The organism is Methanolobus bombayensis, from assembly GCF_017873415.1.
GTDB classification, from domain to species: Archaea; Halobacteriota; Methanosarcinia; order Methanosarcinales; family Methanosarcinaceae; genus Methanolobus; species Methanolobus bombayensis.
In genome coordinates this window covers 1-16,742 of the sequence record NZ_JAGGKD010000014.1, presented here as the reverse complement: position 1 = coordinate 16,742, position 16,742 = coordinate 1, and the positions used below count along the sequence as shown (strand labels likewise).

Here is a 16,742-nt window from a genome sequence, read left to right as displayed (position 1 = left end):
GAAAACCAACTACCAATTGCTTTCTATTTCATTGACGATATACCTAACAAGATCCGTTTTTTCCGAAAGCATATGTTGTCTTTTTTCTTGCCACTCTATTTGATGATCTTCATCACTCATGATCGATACAGCTTTATTGAGTGCTTCATCCTTATTTGAAAAAGTGTAACATAGATCATATTTATTTTCAAGATCATCCAGATAACCTCTTCTTGTATTTGATACATATATAGAAGGAACACCTAGCATAGCGGCTTCTGACACCATTGTTGCGCCTTCTCCTATGCACATTTTAGAGTGGAAAAGAATGTGATGGAAATCACCTGAATCTATGACCAAGCTGTGTTTAGATACTATTTCCCATTCATCCTTTTCGGAGAAGATGATCACATTGCCATATTTAGCAATCTCTTCAACATAAAGTTTCAATTCATCCTCCGAATTGAATGAAAAGCCTCGCGCATTCATATCATGATGAGAGGAAAGAGCAGAAAGACGAATCAAAATATAGTTTTTTTCTTTTAATGCATATTTCTCTAGGACTGAGTTATCTGGAGAAAAATAAGAAGGTCCCAAATATGCAAGTTCTAAATAGGAATTGAATTTTTTTTGTTTTTTTCCAAGGTCAAGAGTAAACGAATCCGACGTGTATACCGTATCTGTGAAAGGTAACATCAGATTAATAGCAAAATTTGCTATTTCAGTATCAATAAATGCGATGTGTGGTTTTTGGAATATACGGCTTACATGAGCAGAATATGGTGAACCAAAGCTGACAAAGATATCAGGTTTAAATGTTTTGGCTATTTTAAAAAGCCAGTAATCAATGAAAGGTATACCAAGGATTTTATAGATCATACCAGAATAATGAGGACCGTATTCTGCTGTAAATCCAGATTCATTAATTATTTTTATAGTGTTCTCCTTTGCCCTTGCAACCAGTTTCACTTCATGTCCTCTTTCCTTTAATAAATTCATCACATTAGTGAATACATTGATATCTTTAGGATGACTCACATCAAGCAAAACTTTCATGGATATTCACCTCACCTATCTTTTTAGCAGGAACACCTGCAACTATAGTAAATGGATCTACATTTCTGGTCACAACTGCACCTGCCCCAACAATAGCACCTTCACCAACAGAAAGGTCCGGAAGGATAATTGATCCGGTACCCAGCCAAGCATCATTGCCAATAACTATCTTCCCATATATCGTCTTTACAAATGGAGCTATTCTTGAGCTGTTAGGAGATGAGGAAGTCACAAGTGTAACTCCTGATGAAATAGAAGCCCTGTCACCGATAATAACATTTTTTCTGTCGGACAGGCGATCAATGATAATTATGCTGTCACCAATATAGACATCCTTACCAATATCATATGAAGCAAGTCTGTAAAGCATGATTCTGACTCCATTTGACGGAAAGAATGATGCAAGGAATTTAGCTCCTTTTTTTACAATAGCCTTAAGTCCCATGATATGACCTCACAGCATCTTTAAAATTTATTTACTCTGTTGTTCATTAGATTCCCTTATTTGATCTGAAAGGAAGTATGACTTTACTTTGAAGATTGTTTTTGATAGTTCTGCTTTTGAAAGATTGTAATGATTTGGCAAGGTTAAGATTCTTTCTGCTACGTGTTCTGTAAAAGGACAATCACCTTCATAACCATATTTCATCCTTGCAATATAAGGAGTCTGACTGAATAATGTGGACGTATCCACACCATTATTTCTCAGATATTCACATATACTGTCCCTTTCAATTCCTTCAGGAACCAGAACAGGGAAAAGATAATAATTGCAAAATGTATTTTTTTTCTCAAAGGGAAGACTCAAGGATGTATCTGCCAGTTCATTGAGCAGATACACAGAATTATTTCTTTGTGCAACGACTTTGTCCTTAAATGTTTTTAACTTCTCAACAGTCACATATTTATCAGATTTATTAATCTTTTTTATGGTAAAGCTTTTTTTATCCATAAGATCAATCTTCCCTTCCAGACTAAGCCCAACAGGCAATGCAAAAGTTCCAAACCATGGTTTATGGTAAAAGAAAGATCTGGCATACATTACAAATAAATGAATGATTTCATCTGTAAGTGAAGGAGAATGAACAGAATCAATTAGCTGTGTAATTTCGTCGGAGCGGGAATTATTGACAAAAATCATCCCACCGCCTCCTGCAGAAAGAAATTTGGGAAGGCTAAAACATGAATAGTCACCAATACAACCTGTAAGCTTACCTTCATATGCACTAAATAAAGAATGTGCACAATCTTCAATAATTGGAATATCAGATGCTACCTCTTTAATTGCATCCATATCTGCAGGTCTTCCAAAAGTGTGTATAACGATCAAAGCAGCAATATCATTTACTTTTTCTTTAAGGTCAACAGGGTCCAGAGTATAATTTTCATCAATATCAATGAATCTGGGAACATGGCCTGCATTTACAATAGCATCAAAAACAACCGTACACGAATACAAAGGAACGCCTATTTTAGAACCTTGTGGAAGGTTCAGTGACTGAAGAATCAGACTGATACCTGTTCTGCTATAATTTGAAAAATAGACATCTGAAACTGAAAATTCAGATCTTATGAAATCCAAGTCTGCGTCCTTGTCTAAAAATAGAGAACCGAGACCAGATAACATATCCTTTAAACTATAATCTATATTGAAACGAGGTATCAGGAAAGGATTCGGTTTCATATTATCACAGAGTATTATCCTACGTGCTTCAAAAGCTGTGGTCCCAGTAATTCTAGAACTGAATCCGGCATCTTTTTCCAGGTATTTCTTATGAAACCTGTCTTTGCATCGTTTCTATTCTGAGACATCAGTTTTGGCTGATGAGGATAGTAATAGTACGGGATTTTGAAATTATTGCATCCCCACTTGCTTTTAAAACGAAGTAGGGTATCATTGTTCGGTTCGGTTCTTCCAAAATCAAAATATTTGAATCCATTATTGCATCCCCATTCAATGGACCTCCAGTAAAGAAGGTTATTTGGCATCAAGGAATTGTAAGCATCATTGGAAGCAATATAAGCTGGCATAACTACATCTTTATATGTATAGAACATGAGAGTTGAAATCACATCATTTTCATGTTCTGCAACCCATAATTTAACGTATCCTTTGTCTTCAAAACAATCCATTATTTTTTTGAAAAACTTAAATGAAGGAGCCGGAGAACCATGTTTTTTTCGTGTCTGTATTTTGAGTTTATGATGAGTTTTCAGATCATTAATATCAGTCTCAGTACGTATGGTCACCCCAGATCGAATAGCTTTATTAACTGCCCATCTCGTTCTTCTGGAATCAAGTTTTTTCCAGTTGTCATCAGGATTTGAGGATAAGTCAAGAATACTTGTATGAAAATAAAGATTTTCAGTAAGATTGCACTTTTGCACAACATCTTCTGAAAGAGGTGTCAACATTTTCATTTCTGCATACTTACATCCCAGATCATTAGCAATTTTTTGAGATTCTTGAACCAGCGCAATATATGCATTATCAGAAGTAGCCACAGGTCCACAATGATAAGAAAAAGGTAATGATACTACACGATTACCAGTTATAGGACTTTTAATCTGAAATAATGGTAAAACACCACATACTTCATCTTTGTCTTTAGCTAGCAAATATTTAGATTTAAAACCGTACTCATTTGCAAGGATATCACACCACTCTAATGTGTGCCATATACCTGCCTTTTCTTGTGATTCGGTGAATTCCCTCCATTCGTGTTCATTAATGGTATTTAAATATTCAATATCTACTGACATATGTTCCCACCTTAGTTTTTTATGAAAAATTCAGCCTAGAGATCACTCTTTGAGTTTCCTGTACTGTATAATTCCCGCCTTACCTACATTCTTAAGATTCTGCATGATCAGCTCTTTGGACCATCCCAGCATTCCGTCACACCACCTGTTAGGATGGGCAAGGATACATATCTGTTCAAGCTCTTCACGTTTTACAAGATTAATAACATCATCCGTTGACCTTATGGTTTTCCCATATTTTGCACTCAATTCATTATCCGGATTTTCCAGAACATCCTTCACACGTATATTACGATCCGCCCAGGTTCTTCCTGTGTCCGTAAGATACAGTACTTTTGAATAATCAATAGAAAAATAGGGTTCACCCATCAGTCCAAAATCTGCAAAATCACAATCTTTCCAGAGATCCCTGTTGGACCACCGCGCAAAAGGATTTCCATGCATACATGCTGTAGTAACCTCCGCATATTTGCGAAGATCTTCCAGTTCAGTTCCGAATATTTCCAGAGCCTTGTCCTTATCACCTTTTGCTTTATCCATTACTTCATAATGGAAACCCACCTCATGTCCCAGTTCAGCAACTTCTTCAATGGCTTCAGGAATAAAAACATCTTTTACATGTCTGAAATAATAAGTTGATCTCACACCATATTCCGCTTCCAGCCTTGCCATAGCAAGATTTCTTTCCACAGCACGATCCACATCATGGCGCAGAATTATACATTTTCCTCCAGGAGATGAAAGATAATCAAGAACAGACATAGGCTTGTATTTTGTTGAACCTATTGCTTCGATAAGTTCCTCATATTTAGCTAATGTGAAATCTCTCAAGACAGAACCTCAATATCATGTAATAATCATTTTTAGGGAAAGCAATAAAGTAATCACATTCAACTGAGGAATAATTAAGCAGTAATGAACAGGAAATCCAACGATATTAATGCATAATATCACACTGCTTTGAATCTGATTACTAAGCCAAATAAAATATAAATTACCAACTATATAAAACTAGCACCCGCTCAAAAAATGATGATGATGAGGACTTCAGTCAAATATATATATCACCTAAATGATTCTGTAGATGGGTACAAAAAATGCAAGATGAAAACAAAAACATAATTATTATTCTATTAGTACTTGCACTTTTCACGGGAGCAACAATAGAACTCAGTGAAGGATCTACGATTGTGGGTGTAATACTTTTCATAGTTGCTGCGATCCTGATATCCAGGATGGAATTAAGAGGCAATGAAGGATTGCAGAGTTCAAGGAATTTCCTTCTGATCGGCGGATTTATAGTTGCTGCAGACCTCATATACAATTATGTAAATAGCAGTGAACTGGGAACGCTGGACTCAATGGTATTTTTCCTTGGTGTTTCCCTGATAGCTATGGGTACAGGGAAAAAAGATATTAAGCAACTTGGAGAATTTGGATTTTACATATCCTCTGTGTTCACAATATTTTACTTGATTTTCTATTCATTCTTCGGATTTTTCGACATTGATTTCTTGCACCTTTTTGACCATTATTTTGTCCTGATGCCAACTGTAGCAATTATAAAACTTCTGGGGATACCAATTGAAATAATAGCTACAGAGACTGTAATTCTCTATGGCGCAGAGCCTATGACTATAATCATTGGAGGACCATGTTCCGGCCTTTATTCAATGTTCCTCTTAATAGGTATTGTAGCTGGCTATTCAAGAATAGAAAAGATGGAAATCAAGAAGACATTCGGTTTGCTGGGTTTTGCAGTTCTTATCGCATATATTGCCAATCTCATCAGAGTAATCATATTGTATATCACTGCTTACCTTTATGGAATGGATACCATGATGATGGTACATACCCACATAGGATGGATGATATTTGCAGTCACTGCAGGTGGTATCATGTACCTTATCAATAGGAAGTGAATAAAGAAAAGAACGTTGTCTAACGTTCTACCAATCTCTTTTTGAGTATTTTAGCAGATATTAGCATCAGTATGATAACTGTGCCCATATACGCAAAACTAAGCCCAAATACCAGCAGGAATTTAAAATCCTTGAGTATGAATGTAATAGCCACTATCAGACCAAAGAGGATTATGGAATAGGATATGAAACTGAAAAGCATTGCTTTTTGCCAGTCTTTAAGACTTGTATAAAAATAATTTATCTCCGAAAACATAATCAAACCTCAGTTAAATTTGTTCTATTTCTGACTATTTTATCCTGGCCTGCAACCACGTTTGTTTCATTAATGGATATAAGACGCTCTGAAAGTGAAGGTTTCATATCAAAAAGGGAGAGATGAATATCGAAAAAGGAATTTGCTTTCACAGGATTCATTGCATATAGATGAACATGCCCTGGATTGAAGTACTCCATTGAGTTAAGGAGAATATCATTATGCAACCTTTTGAGTGCAGAAGACATTACAGCATTATTGCCCATTATCCTTACAGCTCCGATATCAGCTTTTAGTATCGAATCAGATGCCCCGGCATAAACTATCAGAGAACAAGGGAGCATAACAATACCCATAGCTACAAACCTTATGAATTTTGGAGCCGGATCATCTTCCTGTCCAAAACCAGTGAGCATGGCCATCCATAAAGCAATGGTCGAGAATGAGGCAATAATTCCTGCTACAAGTGCTACAAAAGTATTCTGGGTTACATTACCTTCTTTTATTCGAGCCAGCTCACGGGCAAAAACCATTTCCAGTTCACCATCTTCCATAAGATCAAGCAACCTGCGAGAAACAATAATATGGGATTTTTTCTTTGAACCCACTGTGAAAATCACAGGAACTGACGATTCAAATAGATGAACTTGGGGTCTTTTCACAGAAAAGATCGTGCATAGCTTATCAACCATATTATGAAGTTCTGTAAATTCAGTTGACGACATATCTTTGCACCCATACCACTTCAAAATGAAGCGTGAAGAAGATAAATACACTACCCTGCTTAAGATGAGAATTACAATAAAACTCAGGATTGTTGGAACGAAACCGCCTATATAGTATGCAATTGATATGACAGGTAGGGCAATTATAGTAAACAGAAGATATATCCAGATCTTGTTCTTAATGATAATCCCTCTTATATATAATTAAAATGTTTTATTTATAAGCTGATATACAATGGCACCTTATACTTATATATTTTAGCAAATAATTACATTGAACTCATAAATATTTCGTTCATCAAAATATTGTAAACACGTAACTTACAAGGACAAAGTGAATAAATGTTTGGCAAAAATAAATGCAGATACACTCAGGACTTAAAAGCAATATTCTTAATAGCTTTGCTTTCAGTCATTTTTATCCTGATTCCACCACTTAGTGAAACTCCTTTAAAAATACCATTTGCATTGCTATTAATATTTTTCATACCAGGATATGCTTTTATTTCTGCTATGTTCCCAGGAAACAAAGAGATCTCAGGAATTGAAAGATTCACACTGAGTGTGGGTTTTAGTATTGTAATTATGGTATTTGATGGATTTCTTATCAGCCTTACTATATGGAAATTCAGGCCAAACTCAATAACCACTTCCCTTGTATTGTTAACATTCATATTTGGCATTATAGCTTATCTGGCAAGAAAACGCCTTCCTGAAGAAGAGCAATTCAGTTTTTCATACAAAGAATTTATTCACTCCCTGACAACAACCGATAAGTGCGACAATAATGAAAAAGATGAGGAAATATGCTACGAAGATCTTGAAGACAAACGTTTTGCTGCTACAAACAGAAAAAAAGTCTCTTCAATTCATAAATCATTGAAAGAAACAAAAAAACCTGCTTTGAAAACTACTGATAAATTATCTCCGGAAATCACAAAAACACTAATAATAGCAATGGTACTTTCCATCATCATTGCAGGTTCTATGTTTGCTTACGCAAAAGCCACAAGAGAAAAGGAAACATTTACAACATTGTATATACTCGGACCGAATGGCAAAGCCGAGAATTATCCTGAAAATTTCTCAACAAGTGACCCCATAAACATTATTGCAGGTGTTGAGAACTTTGAGCATGCCAGAGAGAATTATACACTTGAGATCAGATTAGATGGCAACACACTAGATACGATGCAAATTACTCTGGATCATGAAGAAATGTGGGAGGAAGAGCTTGCCATATCCCCTGCTCAATCCAAGAGAGGAAGACAAAAGCTTGAACTTGTGTTATTTAAAGACGAATCCGAAGGGCGGGCTGAAAGATCTGTGCACCTCTGGGTCAACCAGGTAATAAGTAGTGAACCCGTTCAGACTAAAGAATATGATGTAATAGACTTTGCTGAAATAATAAATCCATCTATGGAGTTAGATGTGGGCTGGGATTTCACCACAACAAATGAAAGTATAGCATCAGGATACTATGTGAATGATTCGGGAATCTACTCATCAAGGGCATTTATTATCAATGCAAGTTATGAAGGAATAATTAACCAGTTTGCCACTCATACACTGCAACAAGTCATCCATAGTAATGAGTCTGCCAATGTAATCCTGTCATTTTACCTAAAAGATACATACACCAAAGGCATGGCAGATGTAGATGAAACCCAGTCAAAGAGAATAGTGTTTAACAGAGAACTCTTATGGGCTGATGGTATGAATGAAGATGAAGGATGGCAGCATGTTGAAATACCTGTCAGACTTCAGGAAGGAGATAATACTCTTTCCTTCATTTTACTACAGGGAAGAAATCAGTTACTACACCCAGTTGAGCTGGTTATAGACGAAGTTACTTTCATACCAGAATCAGCAATTTCACCCTACATCAAAGAAGATAATACAGTTGAATTTGAACTTCCGGAATCAAAGGTGCTTCCTCTTCCAAAAGTAAGCAACCCTAAGTTTACTGTGGAGTGGAATGGGACAGATTCAGAATCTGGTATTTACTATTATGACATCCAATATTCTACTGATGGAACCACATGGAAAAACTGGATAACAAAGACAACAATGACATCAGCTGAGTTTGAAGGCCAGCAGGGATTAACATACTACTTCAGATCCATAGCTGTTGATAATGCATTGAATACGGAAATTACAAATCCTGACCCAGATGCAAGTACAACCATAGATAGTTCCGCACCAGAAATAGAACTTGATATCACACCAAACCCCGCAACAGACGTAACATATCTAACAGTAGAAGCTAATAAGGAATTATCAGAAGTAACTTGCATAATCAGTCCACAAAATTTTGGCGCCGCAGAAACAATAAAGCTTGATACAGAAGACAATTTCATATGGAGTAGTAAATTTACGATAAAAGTTCAGGATACATTTGATATTGAAGTAATAGCTACAGACTATTCCAACAATACAGCATACACATTTGGAACATTATATACTGATGAAACATTAGAAGAACTGACAATAGATGTAATTCCAGAAAAGGTATCAAATAATGCGGAACTGCGAGTATCATCATCTGCAGCTTTAGAAAAAGAACCATCAATTACCATCATCGATAGATATGGATATGTAATTGATACGACATATGAAAGCAAAGATGATAATGAATATCGATACAATATTGAAATTGAGGATGACACGCGCGATGGCGTAGCAAGAATCATTGCAAAAGCAAGGACTGTAAATGATGAGCAGCTTTACGAAGAAGAAACTTTTGTAATTGACAGAGAAGAACCTGAAATCGAAAGTTACTCACCTGGCAATGGAGAGACTATTAATTCAGGTTCCTATACAATAACTGCATCATACACTGATGACAGGACTGGAATCGATAAGACAAAATTACTATTAAAAGTAAATGGAATCGATGTCACTTCAAATACAGAAATAGGATATAGTTCCTTATTCTATCTGGCCAATGATTTACTGGAAGGAGAAAATGTTGTCGAATTAACTGTAGTTGATCAGGCAGGCAACTCCATAAAAGAAGAATGGATATTCTATGTCTCGTAATAATGTACGAGTACATCATCATAATAATGAGTATGACATCCTATAACGTTTGAAAAAGTATATATATAAACGATACAAAAGAAGAAGTAACAGTAAGAATCTTTGTAATATAAGAGGTGGTACGAAAATGAAGAAACTATTAGTAATGTTCTTTGTAGCCATACTAGCTATGGCAGGAACTGCATCAGCCTATCAGGCTGTATTGTATGATGCAGCAGGAAACAATGTCGCAGATAACCCAGTACTTCTGAAACCAGGAGAATCAATAGTACTCAGTTATTATGCCTCATCAATAATTCCAGCTGAATATGATGAATTTTTCGAGTATACAGTGGAAGAAGTAAGTGTAAGAGCAGGATCCCCTGCAGCAGCTGATCCAACAGATATAACAATTGAATTCAACACTGCATACAACCCTGATGGATTCATTCCAGGAGGAAGCACATACATGGATACTGGAGTAATTAAAGTATCACTAGATGCTAATGCTCCAGAAGGTGCACGCTATTACATAGAAGTTGGTGCTGGTGGAGAAACTGTAGAATTCCAGACAGCTTCAAGAACAATTGAAACTATTCCAGAATTCCCAACAATTGCACTCCCAGTAGCTGCAATTATCGGTCTTGCATTCTTCATGCAGCGCCGTAAGGAAGAGTAAGTAAACTAACTTACTCCTATTTTTTCTTTTTTAAATTCTCGTTTTCATTCATTTAACTCTAAAACTTATATTCTTTTAAATCCATACTTCCCTGAATAACATCAGAAGATGATAATCATGGAAGGACTAATCACAAAATTATCTAATGCTCATGGGATATCCGGCAGCGAAGGCAATATAAGAACCATTCTTGAAGAAGAACTTAAACCTTACGTTGATGAAATGAGAACTGACAAGATGGGAAATCTCATAGCAACCAGAAAAGGTGAAGGACCCTCAATAATGCTTGCTGCTCACATGGATGAGATTGGCCTGATGGTCAAGTACATCGATGATGACGGATTTCTTAAATTCGTCACAATTGGCGGATGGTATGACCCAACACTTCACAGCCAGAGAGTAATTGTCCACACAACAAAAGGACCAATACCGGGAGTGATAGGTTCAAAACCACCACATGTCATGAAACCTGACGACAGGAAAAAACCACCTGAGTCAAAGGACATGTTCATTGACATCGGTGCAAAGGACAAGGAAGATGCCGAGAAAATGGGAGTTATTGTGGGAACTCCGGTTTCAATGGACCGTGAAGTTAAGAAGCTTGCAAACAACAAAATAACCGGTAAGGCATTCGACAACAGGGCAGGATGTGCAATAATGATCGATGCAATGCGCCAGCTAGCAGAAATGGACATAAAGGCAACCATTTATGCTGTCGGAACCGTACAGGAAGAAGTTGGTCTTAAAGGAGCACGCACTTCAGCTTTCGGACTTGATCCAGACATTGCAATAGCAATTGACACAACGATCCCTGGAGATCATCCCGGTATGAGTAAGAGTGAATCTGCACTTGACACCGGAAAAGGTGGTGTGATCACAATAGCTGATGCTGCAGGAAGAGGTATAATCGCAGCACCACAGGTCGTCAAATGGCTTGTTGAAACTGCAGAGAAGAATGAAATTGAATACCAGACAGATGTCGGTGATGGTGGTACAACCGATGCAACAGCAATTCACCTTACAAGAGAAGGAATTCCATCCACGGTTCTTAGTGTTGCAACAAGATACATACACTCTCCCGTGGAAGTTCTGGATCTTGCAGACCTTAAGAGTTGCTCAGACTTAATTACAAAAGCAGTTCTCAGTGTCAATGATTATTTCTAAGGAGAAATTCACAAATCTTTTTTGGGGACTGAGTCCCCATTACTTTTCATGATGAATCATGATAAATTAATCGTTATACATATATAGCACTTCAGTGTATCCCTTTAGGCTGCTACTCAGTAGCAGACAAACATCGTGAGGGATTATATTATTCGAAAATGTCCGGTTTTTAGACACAACTCTTAGAGATGGCGAACAGACACCAGGTGTAGCACTTACCAGTCAGGACAAGGTGGATATTGCCACCAAGCTGGATGAATTAGGTGTTAACGTAATCGAGGCAGGATCTGCCATCACTTCCGAAGGTGAACGTGAGTCGATCAGAGCTGTGGTTGCTGAAGGTTTAAACGCAGAAATATGCAGCTACTGCAGGATAATGAAGCCAGATGTAGATTATGCTCTGGCATGTGATGTGGATTCCATCCATCTTGTAGCTCCTGTATCGGATCTTCACATAAATGTAAAACTTAAGAAAGACAGAGAAACCGTCAGAAAGATGGCTGTTGATGTAACAGAATATGCAAAAGAGCATGGTCTTATTGTGGAACTTAGCGGAGAAGATGCTTCCAGAGCAGATGTTGAGTTCCTTAAGTCATTATATAATGACGGAGTCGACGCCGGAGCAGACAGGTTATGTTACTGTGATACCGTGGGACTACTTGTACCTGAAAAAACAGAACTTGTTTTCAGTGATATCTGCTCAGCAGTAAAGGCACCAGTGAGTATCCACTGCCACAATGACTTCGGCCTTGGCACTGCTAATACAATAGCAGCCCTAAGAGGAGGCGCACAACAGGCCCACGTAACAATCAACGGTATTGGTGAAAGGGCAGGAAATACTGCACTGGAAGAAGTTGTGATGACCATTGAATGGTTATACAAATACAAAACCGGAATTAATACAAAGGAGATCTTCAAGACCTCCAGACTCGTAAGCAGGCTTACAGGGCTACCTGTGGCTCCTAACAAATCACTTATCGGCGGTAATGCATTTACCCACGAAGCAGGCATACACGTACATGGACTGCTTGCAGATACCGAAACATACGAACCTATAAAGCCTGAAATCCTTGGCAGGGAAAGAAAGATTGTGCTTGGAAAACATGCAGGAAAGAGCTCAGTAACCCTCGCAGTTAAGGAGATGGGATTCGATGTTGATGATACCCAACTGCATGAAATACTCAACCGTGTAAAAGAACTTGGAGATCACGGAAAGAGAGTTACAGATGCAGACCTTCAGGCAATAGCTGAAACTGTCCTCAGCATTCATAAAGAAGCAAAGGTCATCCTTGAAGAATATACAGTTGTTTCAGGTAACCGTGTAACTCCTACAGCTTCTGTAAAACTTAAGGTTGATGGGAATGAGGTTGTTGAAGCAGGCATTGGAGACGGACCGGTAGATGCCGCTTTTGCAAGTATCAGAAAAGGTATTTCAGGCATTGCAGATGTGCAGCTTGAAGAATACCATGTAGATGCCATCAGCGGAGGTACCGATGCTCTGGTAGAAGTACTGGTAAAACTTTCAAAGGACGGAAAGATGGTAACAGCCAGAGGATCACGTACGGACATAGTAATGGCATCTGTCGAAGCGGTCCTCAATGGAATTAATCGCCTTATATGAAAAATTGAAATTAGAAACTTATAATAGAGATACTATCAATCTACACGCAGAAATTGACAATTCAGAGGATTTACATGACTAAAGCGACGGAAAAAATGACAGGTGCCAGAGCCTTCATAGAGTGCCTGTACAGAGAAGGTGTTGACACCATCTTCGGATATCCGGGAGGTGTACTTCTCCCCATATACGATGAGCTTTATGACGCAGATATCCGTCACATACTTGTCCGCCATGAGCAGGCAGCGGTTCACGGAGCAGAAGGATATGCCAGGGCAACAGGAAAAACCGGTGTATGTATCGCAACATCCGGACCTGGCGCAACAAACCTTGTTACAGGTATTGCAAATGCATACATGGACTCCATACCAATGGTAGTCTTCACAGGACAGGTTCCAAGCAGTTTGCTGGGAAACGATGCCTTCCAGGAAGCAAATATCACTGGAATCACAATGCCAATTACAAAACACAATTACCTTGTGCAGGATGCAAACGAACTACCCCGGATTATCAAGGAAGCATTCCACATAGCATCCACCGGCAGGCCCGGGCCGGTACTTATCGACCTTCCAAAGGATGTAACAGTCCAGGAGATCGATTTCTACTACCCTGACAAAGTAAACCTGCGTGGATACAATCCAACATACCACGGCAATATGCAGCAGATCAAGAAAGCTGCTGCCTTGATAGGAAAAGCAAAGAACCCAGTGATATATGCAGGTGGCGGAGTTATCAGTTCAGATGCAAGCAAAGAACTAATTGAGCTTGCAGAGAAAGTAAAAGCACCTGTAACAACAACTCTTACAGGCATGGGTGGATTCCCTGTTGAACATGAGCTATTCCTGGGAATGCCGGGAATGCATGGAACTAAATATGCAAACTATGCTATCCAGGAATCCGACCTTTTGATTGCAGTTGGTGCGAGGTTTGATGACAGGGTTACAGGTAAACTCAAGGCTTTTGCATCCGATGCAGAGATCATTCACATTGATATTGACCCTGCAGAGATATCAAAGAATGTAAAGGTAGACATACCAATCGTCGGGGATGCAAAGTGGATCCTTCAGAAACTCTTAAAATATGCAGACCCTTCACAGTCTGAAAAATGGCTTGACAGGATTGCACACTGGAAGAAAACAAATCCTCTTCACTATGTTCCCCCAGGCACCGGAGATGGCATAAAACCACAGTACATTATTGAGCAGATAAGTGAAGCATGTAAGGATGCGATCATCGTTACTGAAGTAGGACAACACCAGATGTGGGCTGCCCAGTATTTCAAATTCAGTGAACCAAGGACATTTATCACATCAGGTGGACTTGGTACAATGGGTTATGGATTCCCAGCATCCATTGGTGCCAAGATTGCAAGACCTGACAGGGTTGTATTTGACATTGCAGGTGACGGTTCATTCCAGATGAACTCACAGGAACTTGCAACAGTAGTGAAGGAAGATGTCCCGGTCATTGTTGCAATCTTTAACAATGGTTACCTTGGAATGGTAAGGCAGTGGCAGGAACTTTTCCATAACAGGAGATATTCCGCAACATGTATCCAAGACAGTGTCGACTTTGTCAAGCTGGCAGAGGCATACGGTGCACTGGGCATAAGAGCCACCAAACGTGACGAAGTTCGCCCTGCAATAGAACAGGCAATTGCATCAGGCAGACCTACAGTCATTGACTTTGTTGTTGAATGTGAGGAGAACGTATCACCCATGGTACCGGCAGGTGCTGCGATTAATGAAATACTTGACCTGGAGAGGAAAGAATGAGACACACACTTGCAGTTCTGGTTGAGAACAAATACGGAGTACTCACAAGAGTCGCAGGAATGTTCTCAAGAAGAGGTTATAACATTGACAGCCTGACAGTAGGAGTCACCGATGACCCCACCATGTCCCGAATGACCATTGTGGTCAGGGGAGATGACGAGGTCCTTGAACAGGTCACCAAGCAGCTAAACAAGCTTATCGACGTTATCAGGGTCACAGATCTTAAATCAGAAGATTCTGTAGAAAGAGAGCTTGCACTGATTAAAGTGAATTCTGATGTTACAAACCGCTCCGAGATAATGCAGATAGCAGACATATTCCGTGCACGAATAATTGATGTTGCCTCAAAGTCAATGGTCATTGAGGTCACAGGTGATGAAGGTAAGATAAATGCTATCGAGCAGTTGCTCAGACCATTCGGAATCAAGGAAATGGTAAGGACCGGAAAGGTAGCACTGAAAAGAGGACAGAAGAGTTCTTAATCATGAAAGCACTTATAGGTGTTTAAATATTAGATTTTAAAAATTTCACGCAAAGAGGTACATAGAATGGCACAGATGTATTACGATAATGATGCTGATCTCAACTTACTTAAAGGTAAAAAGATCGCTGTAATGGGTTACGGAAGCCAGGGTCATGCACAGGCACAGAATATGCATGATTCAGGACTTGACGTAACAGTGGGCTTAAGAGAAGGCAGCAGACGCTGGAAACAGGCAGAAGAAGATGGTCTTAAGGTCATGACAGTTGTAGAAGCAGCAAAGATGGCAGATGTAATCCAGATTCTCCTTCCTGACGAAGTACAGTCACAGGTATACTACAGCGAGATCGAGCCAGGACTTGAAGCAGGCAATGCAATCGTATTCTCACATGGATTCAACATCCACTACAACCAGATAGTTCCTCAGAAGGACATCGATGTCTACATGGTAGCTCCAAAGAGTCCGGGACATCTCGTCAGAAGGACATACGTTGACGGTGCAGGTGTACCGGGCCTGATCGCTGTATTCCAGGATGCAACAGGTAACGCAAAGAAGCTCGCGCTTGCACACGCAATGGGAGTAGGATGTACCAGAGCCGGCGTATATGAAACATCATTCCGCGAAGAAACCGAGACCGACCTCTTTGGTGAGCAGGTAGACCTCTGTGGTGGTGTCGCTTCACTTATCAAGACATCCTTTGAAGTACTTGTGGAAGCAGGTTACCAGCCTGAGATGGCATACTTTGAGACATGCCACGAACTCAAACTCATCGTTGACCTCATCCATGAGGGTGGCCTTGACAAGATGTGGTACTCAGTATCCAACACAGCAGAATACGGTGGAATGACCGTTGGCCCACAGGTTATCAATGAGCTTTCCAGAGAAGCTATGTATGAGGCTCTTGAGAGAATCCAGAACGGAGAATTCGCACGCGAGTTCGTACTTGAAGGCAAGGCAAACAGACCGGTCCTTACTGCAATGGAAAGACAGGACAGGGAACACCCACTGGAAGTCATTGGTAAGGAGATCAGATCCAAGATGCCATGGCTTAACAGTGAGCTTAACGAAAAGTAGACCTACTGGTCTACACAACCTTTTTTATTCTATACTACAGATAAACTTACATTAATTTCCTTTTTAACTCAAAAGCGAGAAGTCCCCTTCCTCGGAACGTAGCGGCAAGTAGGGGATGAAAGCGTCATAAACCAATCAAAAAACAGTATCAAATACTAACAATTAAATAATCTTAAATCATAATATAAATCAGATATTTTTTATGCAATTGACATTACCAATTAAAAT

The 16,742-nt window shown here is 39.0% G+C and carries 15 protein-coding genes; 8 read left to right on the top strand and 7 right to left on the bottom strand.

Annotated elements, in window-relative coordinates; translation table 11 throughout:
• Positions 1-9: 9 nt before the first annotated feature.
• The 5 genes from J2746_RS12310 to J2746_RS12290 are packed head-to-tail and all read right to left on the bottom strand — an operon-like array spanning position 10 to position 4,629.
• Entirely contained in the window at positions 10-1,035 is a 1,026-nt protein-coding gene (locus J2746_RS12310; RefSeq protein ID WP_209621446.1) for a DUF354 domain-containing protein, read from the bottom strand.
• Complete coding sequence (locus J2746_RS12305) at positions 1,019-1,480, bottom strand: acyltransferase (protein ID WP_209621443.1); 462 nt, start codon at positions 1,478-1,480, stop codon at positions 1,019-1,021. The genes J2746_RS12310 and J2746_RS12305 overlap by 17 nt, the downstream gene beginning before the upstream one ends.
• 27 nt (positions 1,481-1,507) lie before the next feature.
• Positions 1,508-2,719 carry a DegT/DnrJ/EryC1/StrS family aminotransferase gene (locus tag J2746_RS12300; RefSeq protein WP_209621440.1) on the bottom strand — a complete coding sequence of 404 codons (1,212 nt, stop codon included), beginning with the start codon at positions 2,717-2,719 and terminating at the stop codon, positions 1,508-1,510.
• 14 nt (positions 2,720-2,733) lie between these two features.
• Complete coding sequence (locus J2746_RS12295; protein WP_209621437.1) at positions 2,734-3,798, bottom strand: peptidoglycan bridge formation glycyltransferase FemA/FemB family protein; 1,065 nt, start codon at positions 3,796-3,798, stop codon at positions 2,734-2,736.
• A gap of 42 nt (positions 3,799-3,840) precedes the next feature.
• The gene (locus J2746_RS12290; protein ID WP_209621434.1) at positions 3,841-4,629 is read right to left on the bottom strand and encodes a polysaccharide deacetylase family protein; all 789 of its coding nucleotides are present in this window, start codon (positions 4,627-4,629) and stop codon (positions 3,841-3,843) included.
• Positions 4,630-4,895: 266 nt separating this feature from the next.
• Between J2746_RS12290 and artC the strand changes: the two genes are divergently transcribed.
• Positions 4,896-5,720: an archaeosortase C gene (gene artC, locus J2746_RS12285; RefSeq protein ID WP_209621431.1), complete on the top strand. Its 825-nt coding sequence runs from the start codon at positions 4,896-4,898 to the stop codon at positions 5,718-5,720.
• A 19-nt stretch (positions 5,721-5,739) separates the two neighbouring features.
• Here the strand turns inward: artC and J2746_RS12280 are convergent, their stop codons facing one another.
• Together J2746_RS12280 and J2746_RS12275 are read right to left on the bottom strand one after the other, a co-directional pair.
• Entirely contained in the window at positions 5,740-5,976 is a 237-nt protein-coding gene (locus J2746_RS12280) for a hypothetical protein (protein ID WP_209621429.1), read from the bottom strand.
• Between the two features lie 2 nt (positions 5,977-5,978).
• A complete protein-coding gene (locus J2746_RS12275; RefSeq protein WP_209621425.1) occupies positions 5,979-6,701 on the bottom strand; it encodes a M48 family metallopeptidase in 723 nt (240 codons plus the stop codon).
• A 342-nt stretch (positions 6,702-7,043) separates the two neighbouring features.
• Here J2746_RS12275 and J2746_RS12270 point away from each other — a divergent pair, with 342 nt between their 5' ends.
• From J2746_RS12270 to ilvC, 7 genes are all read left to right on the top strand, one after another.
• Positions 7,044-9,743 carry a DUF1616 domain-containing protein gene (locus J2746_RS12270; protein WP_209621422.1) on the top strand — a complete coding sequence of 900 codons (2,700 nt, stop codon included), beginning with the start codon at positions 7,044-7,046 and terminating at the stop codon, positions 9,741-9,743.
• A gap of 127 nt (positions 9,744-9,870) precedes the next feature.
• Positions 9,871-10,401, top strand: coding sequence for a PEF-CTERM sorting domain-containing protein (locus tag J2746_RS12265; protein WP_209621420.1), 531 nt, complete (start codon positions 9,871-9,873; stop codon positions 10,399-10,401).
• Between the two features lie 117 nt (positions 10,402-10,518).
• Complete coding sequence (locus J2746_RS12260) at positions 10,519-11,565, top strand: M42 family metallopeptidase (protein WP_209621417.1); 1,047 nt, start codon at positions 10,519-10,521, stop codon at positions 11,563-11,565.
• 142 nt (positions 11,566-11,707) lie between these two features.
• Positions 11,708-13,186 (top strand): (R)-citramalate synthase, encoded by a 1,479-nt coding sequence (locus J2746_RS12255; protein ID WP_209621538.1) that lies wholly within the window; start codon positions 11,708-11,710, stop codon positions 13,184-13,186.
• Positions 13,187-13,260: 74 nt separating this feature from the next.
• Complete coding sequence (locus J2746_RS12250; RefSeq protein WP_209621414.1) at positions 13,261-14,958, top strand: acetolactate synthase large subunit; 1,698 nt, start codon at positions 13,261-13,263, stop codon at positions 14,956-14,958.
• Positions 14,955-15,440, top strand: coding sequence for an acetolactate synthase small subunit (gene ilvN, locus J2746_RS12245; protein ID WP_209621411.1), 486 nt, complete (start codon positions 14,955-14,957; stop codon positions 15,438-15,440). The genes J2746_RS12250 and ilvN overlap by 4 nt, the downstream gene beginning before the upstream one ends.
• A 66-nt stretch (positions 15,441-15,506) precedes the next feature.
• Positions 15,507-16,514, top strand: a complete 1,008-nt coding sequence (ilvC, locus tag J2746_RS12240) for a ketol-acid reductoisomerase (protein ID WP_209621393.1) — start codon at positions 15,507-15,509, stop codon at positions 16,512-16,514.
• Positions 16,515-16,742: the final 228 nt, after the last annotated feature.

Excerpts from the sequence above, each read along its gene's own strand:
- J2746_RS12310 (WP_209621446.1), bottom strand. The coding sequence starts at position 1,035 with ATGAAAGTTTTGCTTGATGTGAGTCATCCTAAAGATATCAATGTATTC.
- J2746_RS12305 (WP_209621443.1), bottom strand. The coding sequence starts at position 1,480 with ATGGGACTTAAGGCTATTGTAAAAAAAGGAGCTAAATTCCTTGCATCA.
- J2746_RS12300 (WP_209621440.1), bottom strand. The coding sequence starts at position 2,719 with ATGAAACCGAATCCTTTCCTGATACCTCGTTTCAATATAGATTATAGT.
- J2746_RS12295 (WP_209621437.1), bottom strand. The coding sequence starts at position 3,798 with ATGTCAGTAGATATTGAATATTTAAATACCATTAATGAACACGAATGG.
- artC (WP_209621431.1), top strand. The coding sequence starts at position 4,896 with ATGCAAGATGAAAACAAAAACATAATTATTATTCTATTAGTACTTGCA.
- J2746_RS12280 (WP_209621429.1), bottom strand. The coding sequence starts at position 5,976 with ATGTTTTCGGAGATAAATTATTTTTATACAAGTCTTAAAGACTGGCAA.
- J2746_RS12275 (WP_209621425.1), bottom strand. The coding sequence starts at position 6,701 with ATGTCGTCAACTGAATTTACAGAACTTCATAATATGGTTGATAAGCTA.
- J2746_RS12270 (WP_209621422.1), top strand. The coding sequence starts at position 7,044 with ATGTTTGGCAAAAATAAATGCAGATACACTCAGGACTTAAAAGCAATA.
- J2746_RS12265 (WP_209621420.1), top strand. The coding sequence starts at position 9,871 with ATGAAGAAACTATTAGTAATGTTCTTTGTAGCCATACTAGCTATGGCA.
- J2746_RS12260 (WP_209621417.1), top strand. The coding sequence starts at position 10,519 with ATGGAAGGACTAATCACAAAATTATCTAATGCTCATGGGATATCCGGC.
- J2746_RS12250 (WP_209621414.1), top strand. The coding sequence starts at position 13,261 with ATGACTAAAGCGACGGAAAAAATGACAGGTGCCAGAGCCTTCATAGAG.
- ilvN (WP_209621411.1), top strand. The coding sequence starts at position 14,955 with ATGAGACACACACTTGCAGTTCTGGTTGAGAACAAATACGGAGTACTC.
- ilvC (WP_209621393.1), top strand. The coding sequence starts at position 15,507 with ATGGCACAGATGTATTACGATAATGATGCTGATCTCAACTTACTTAAA.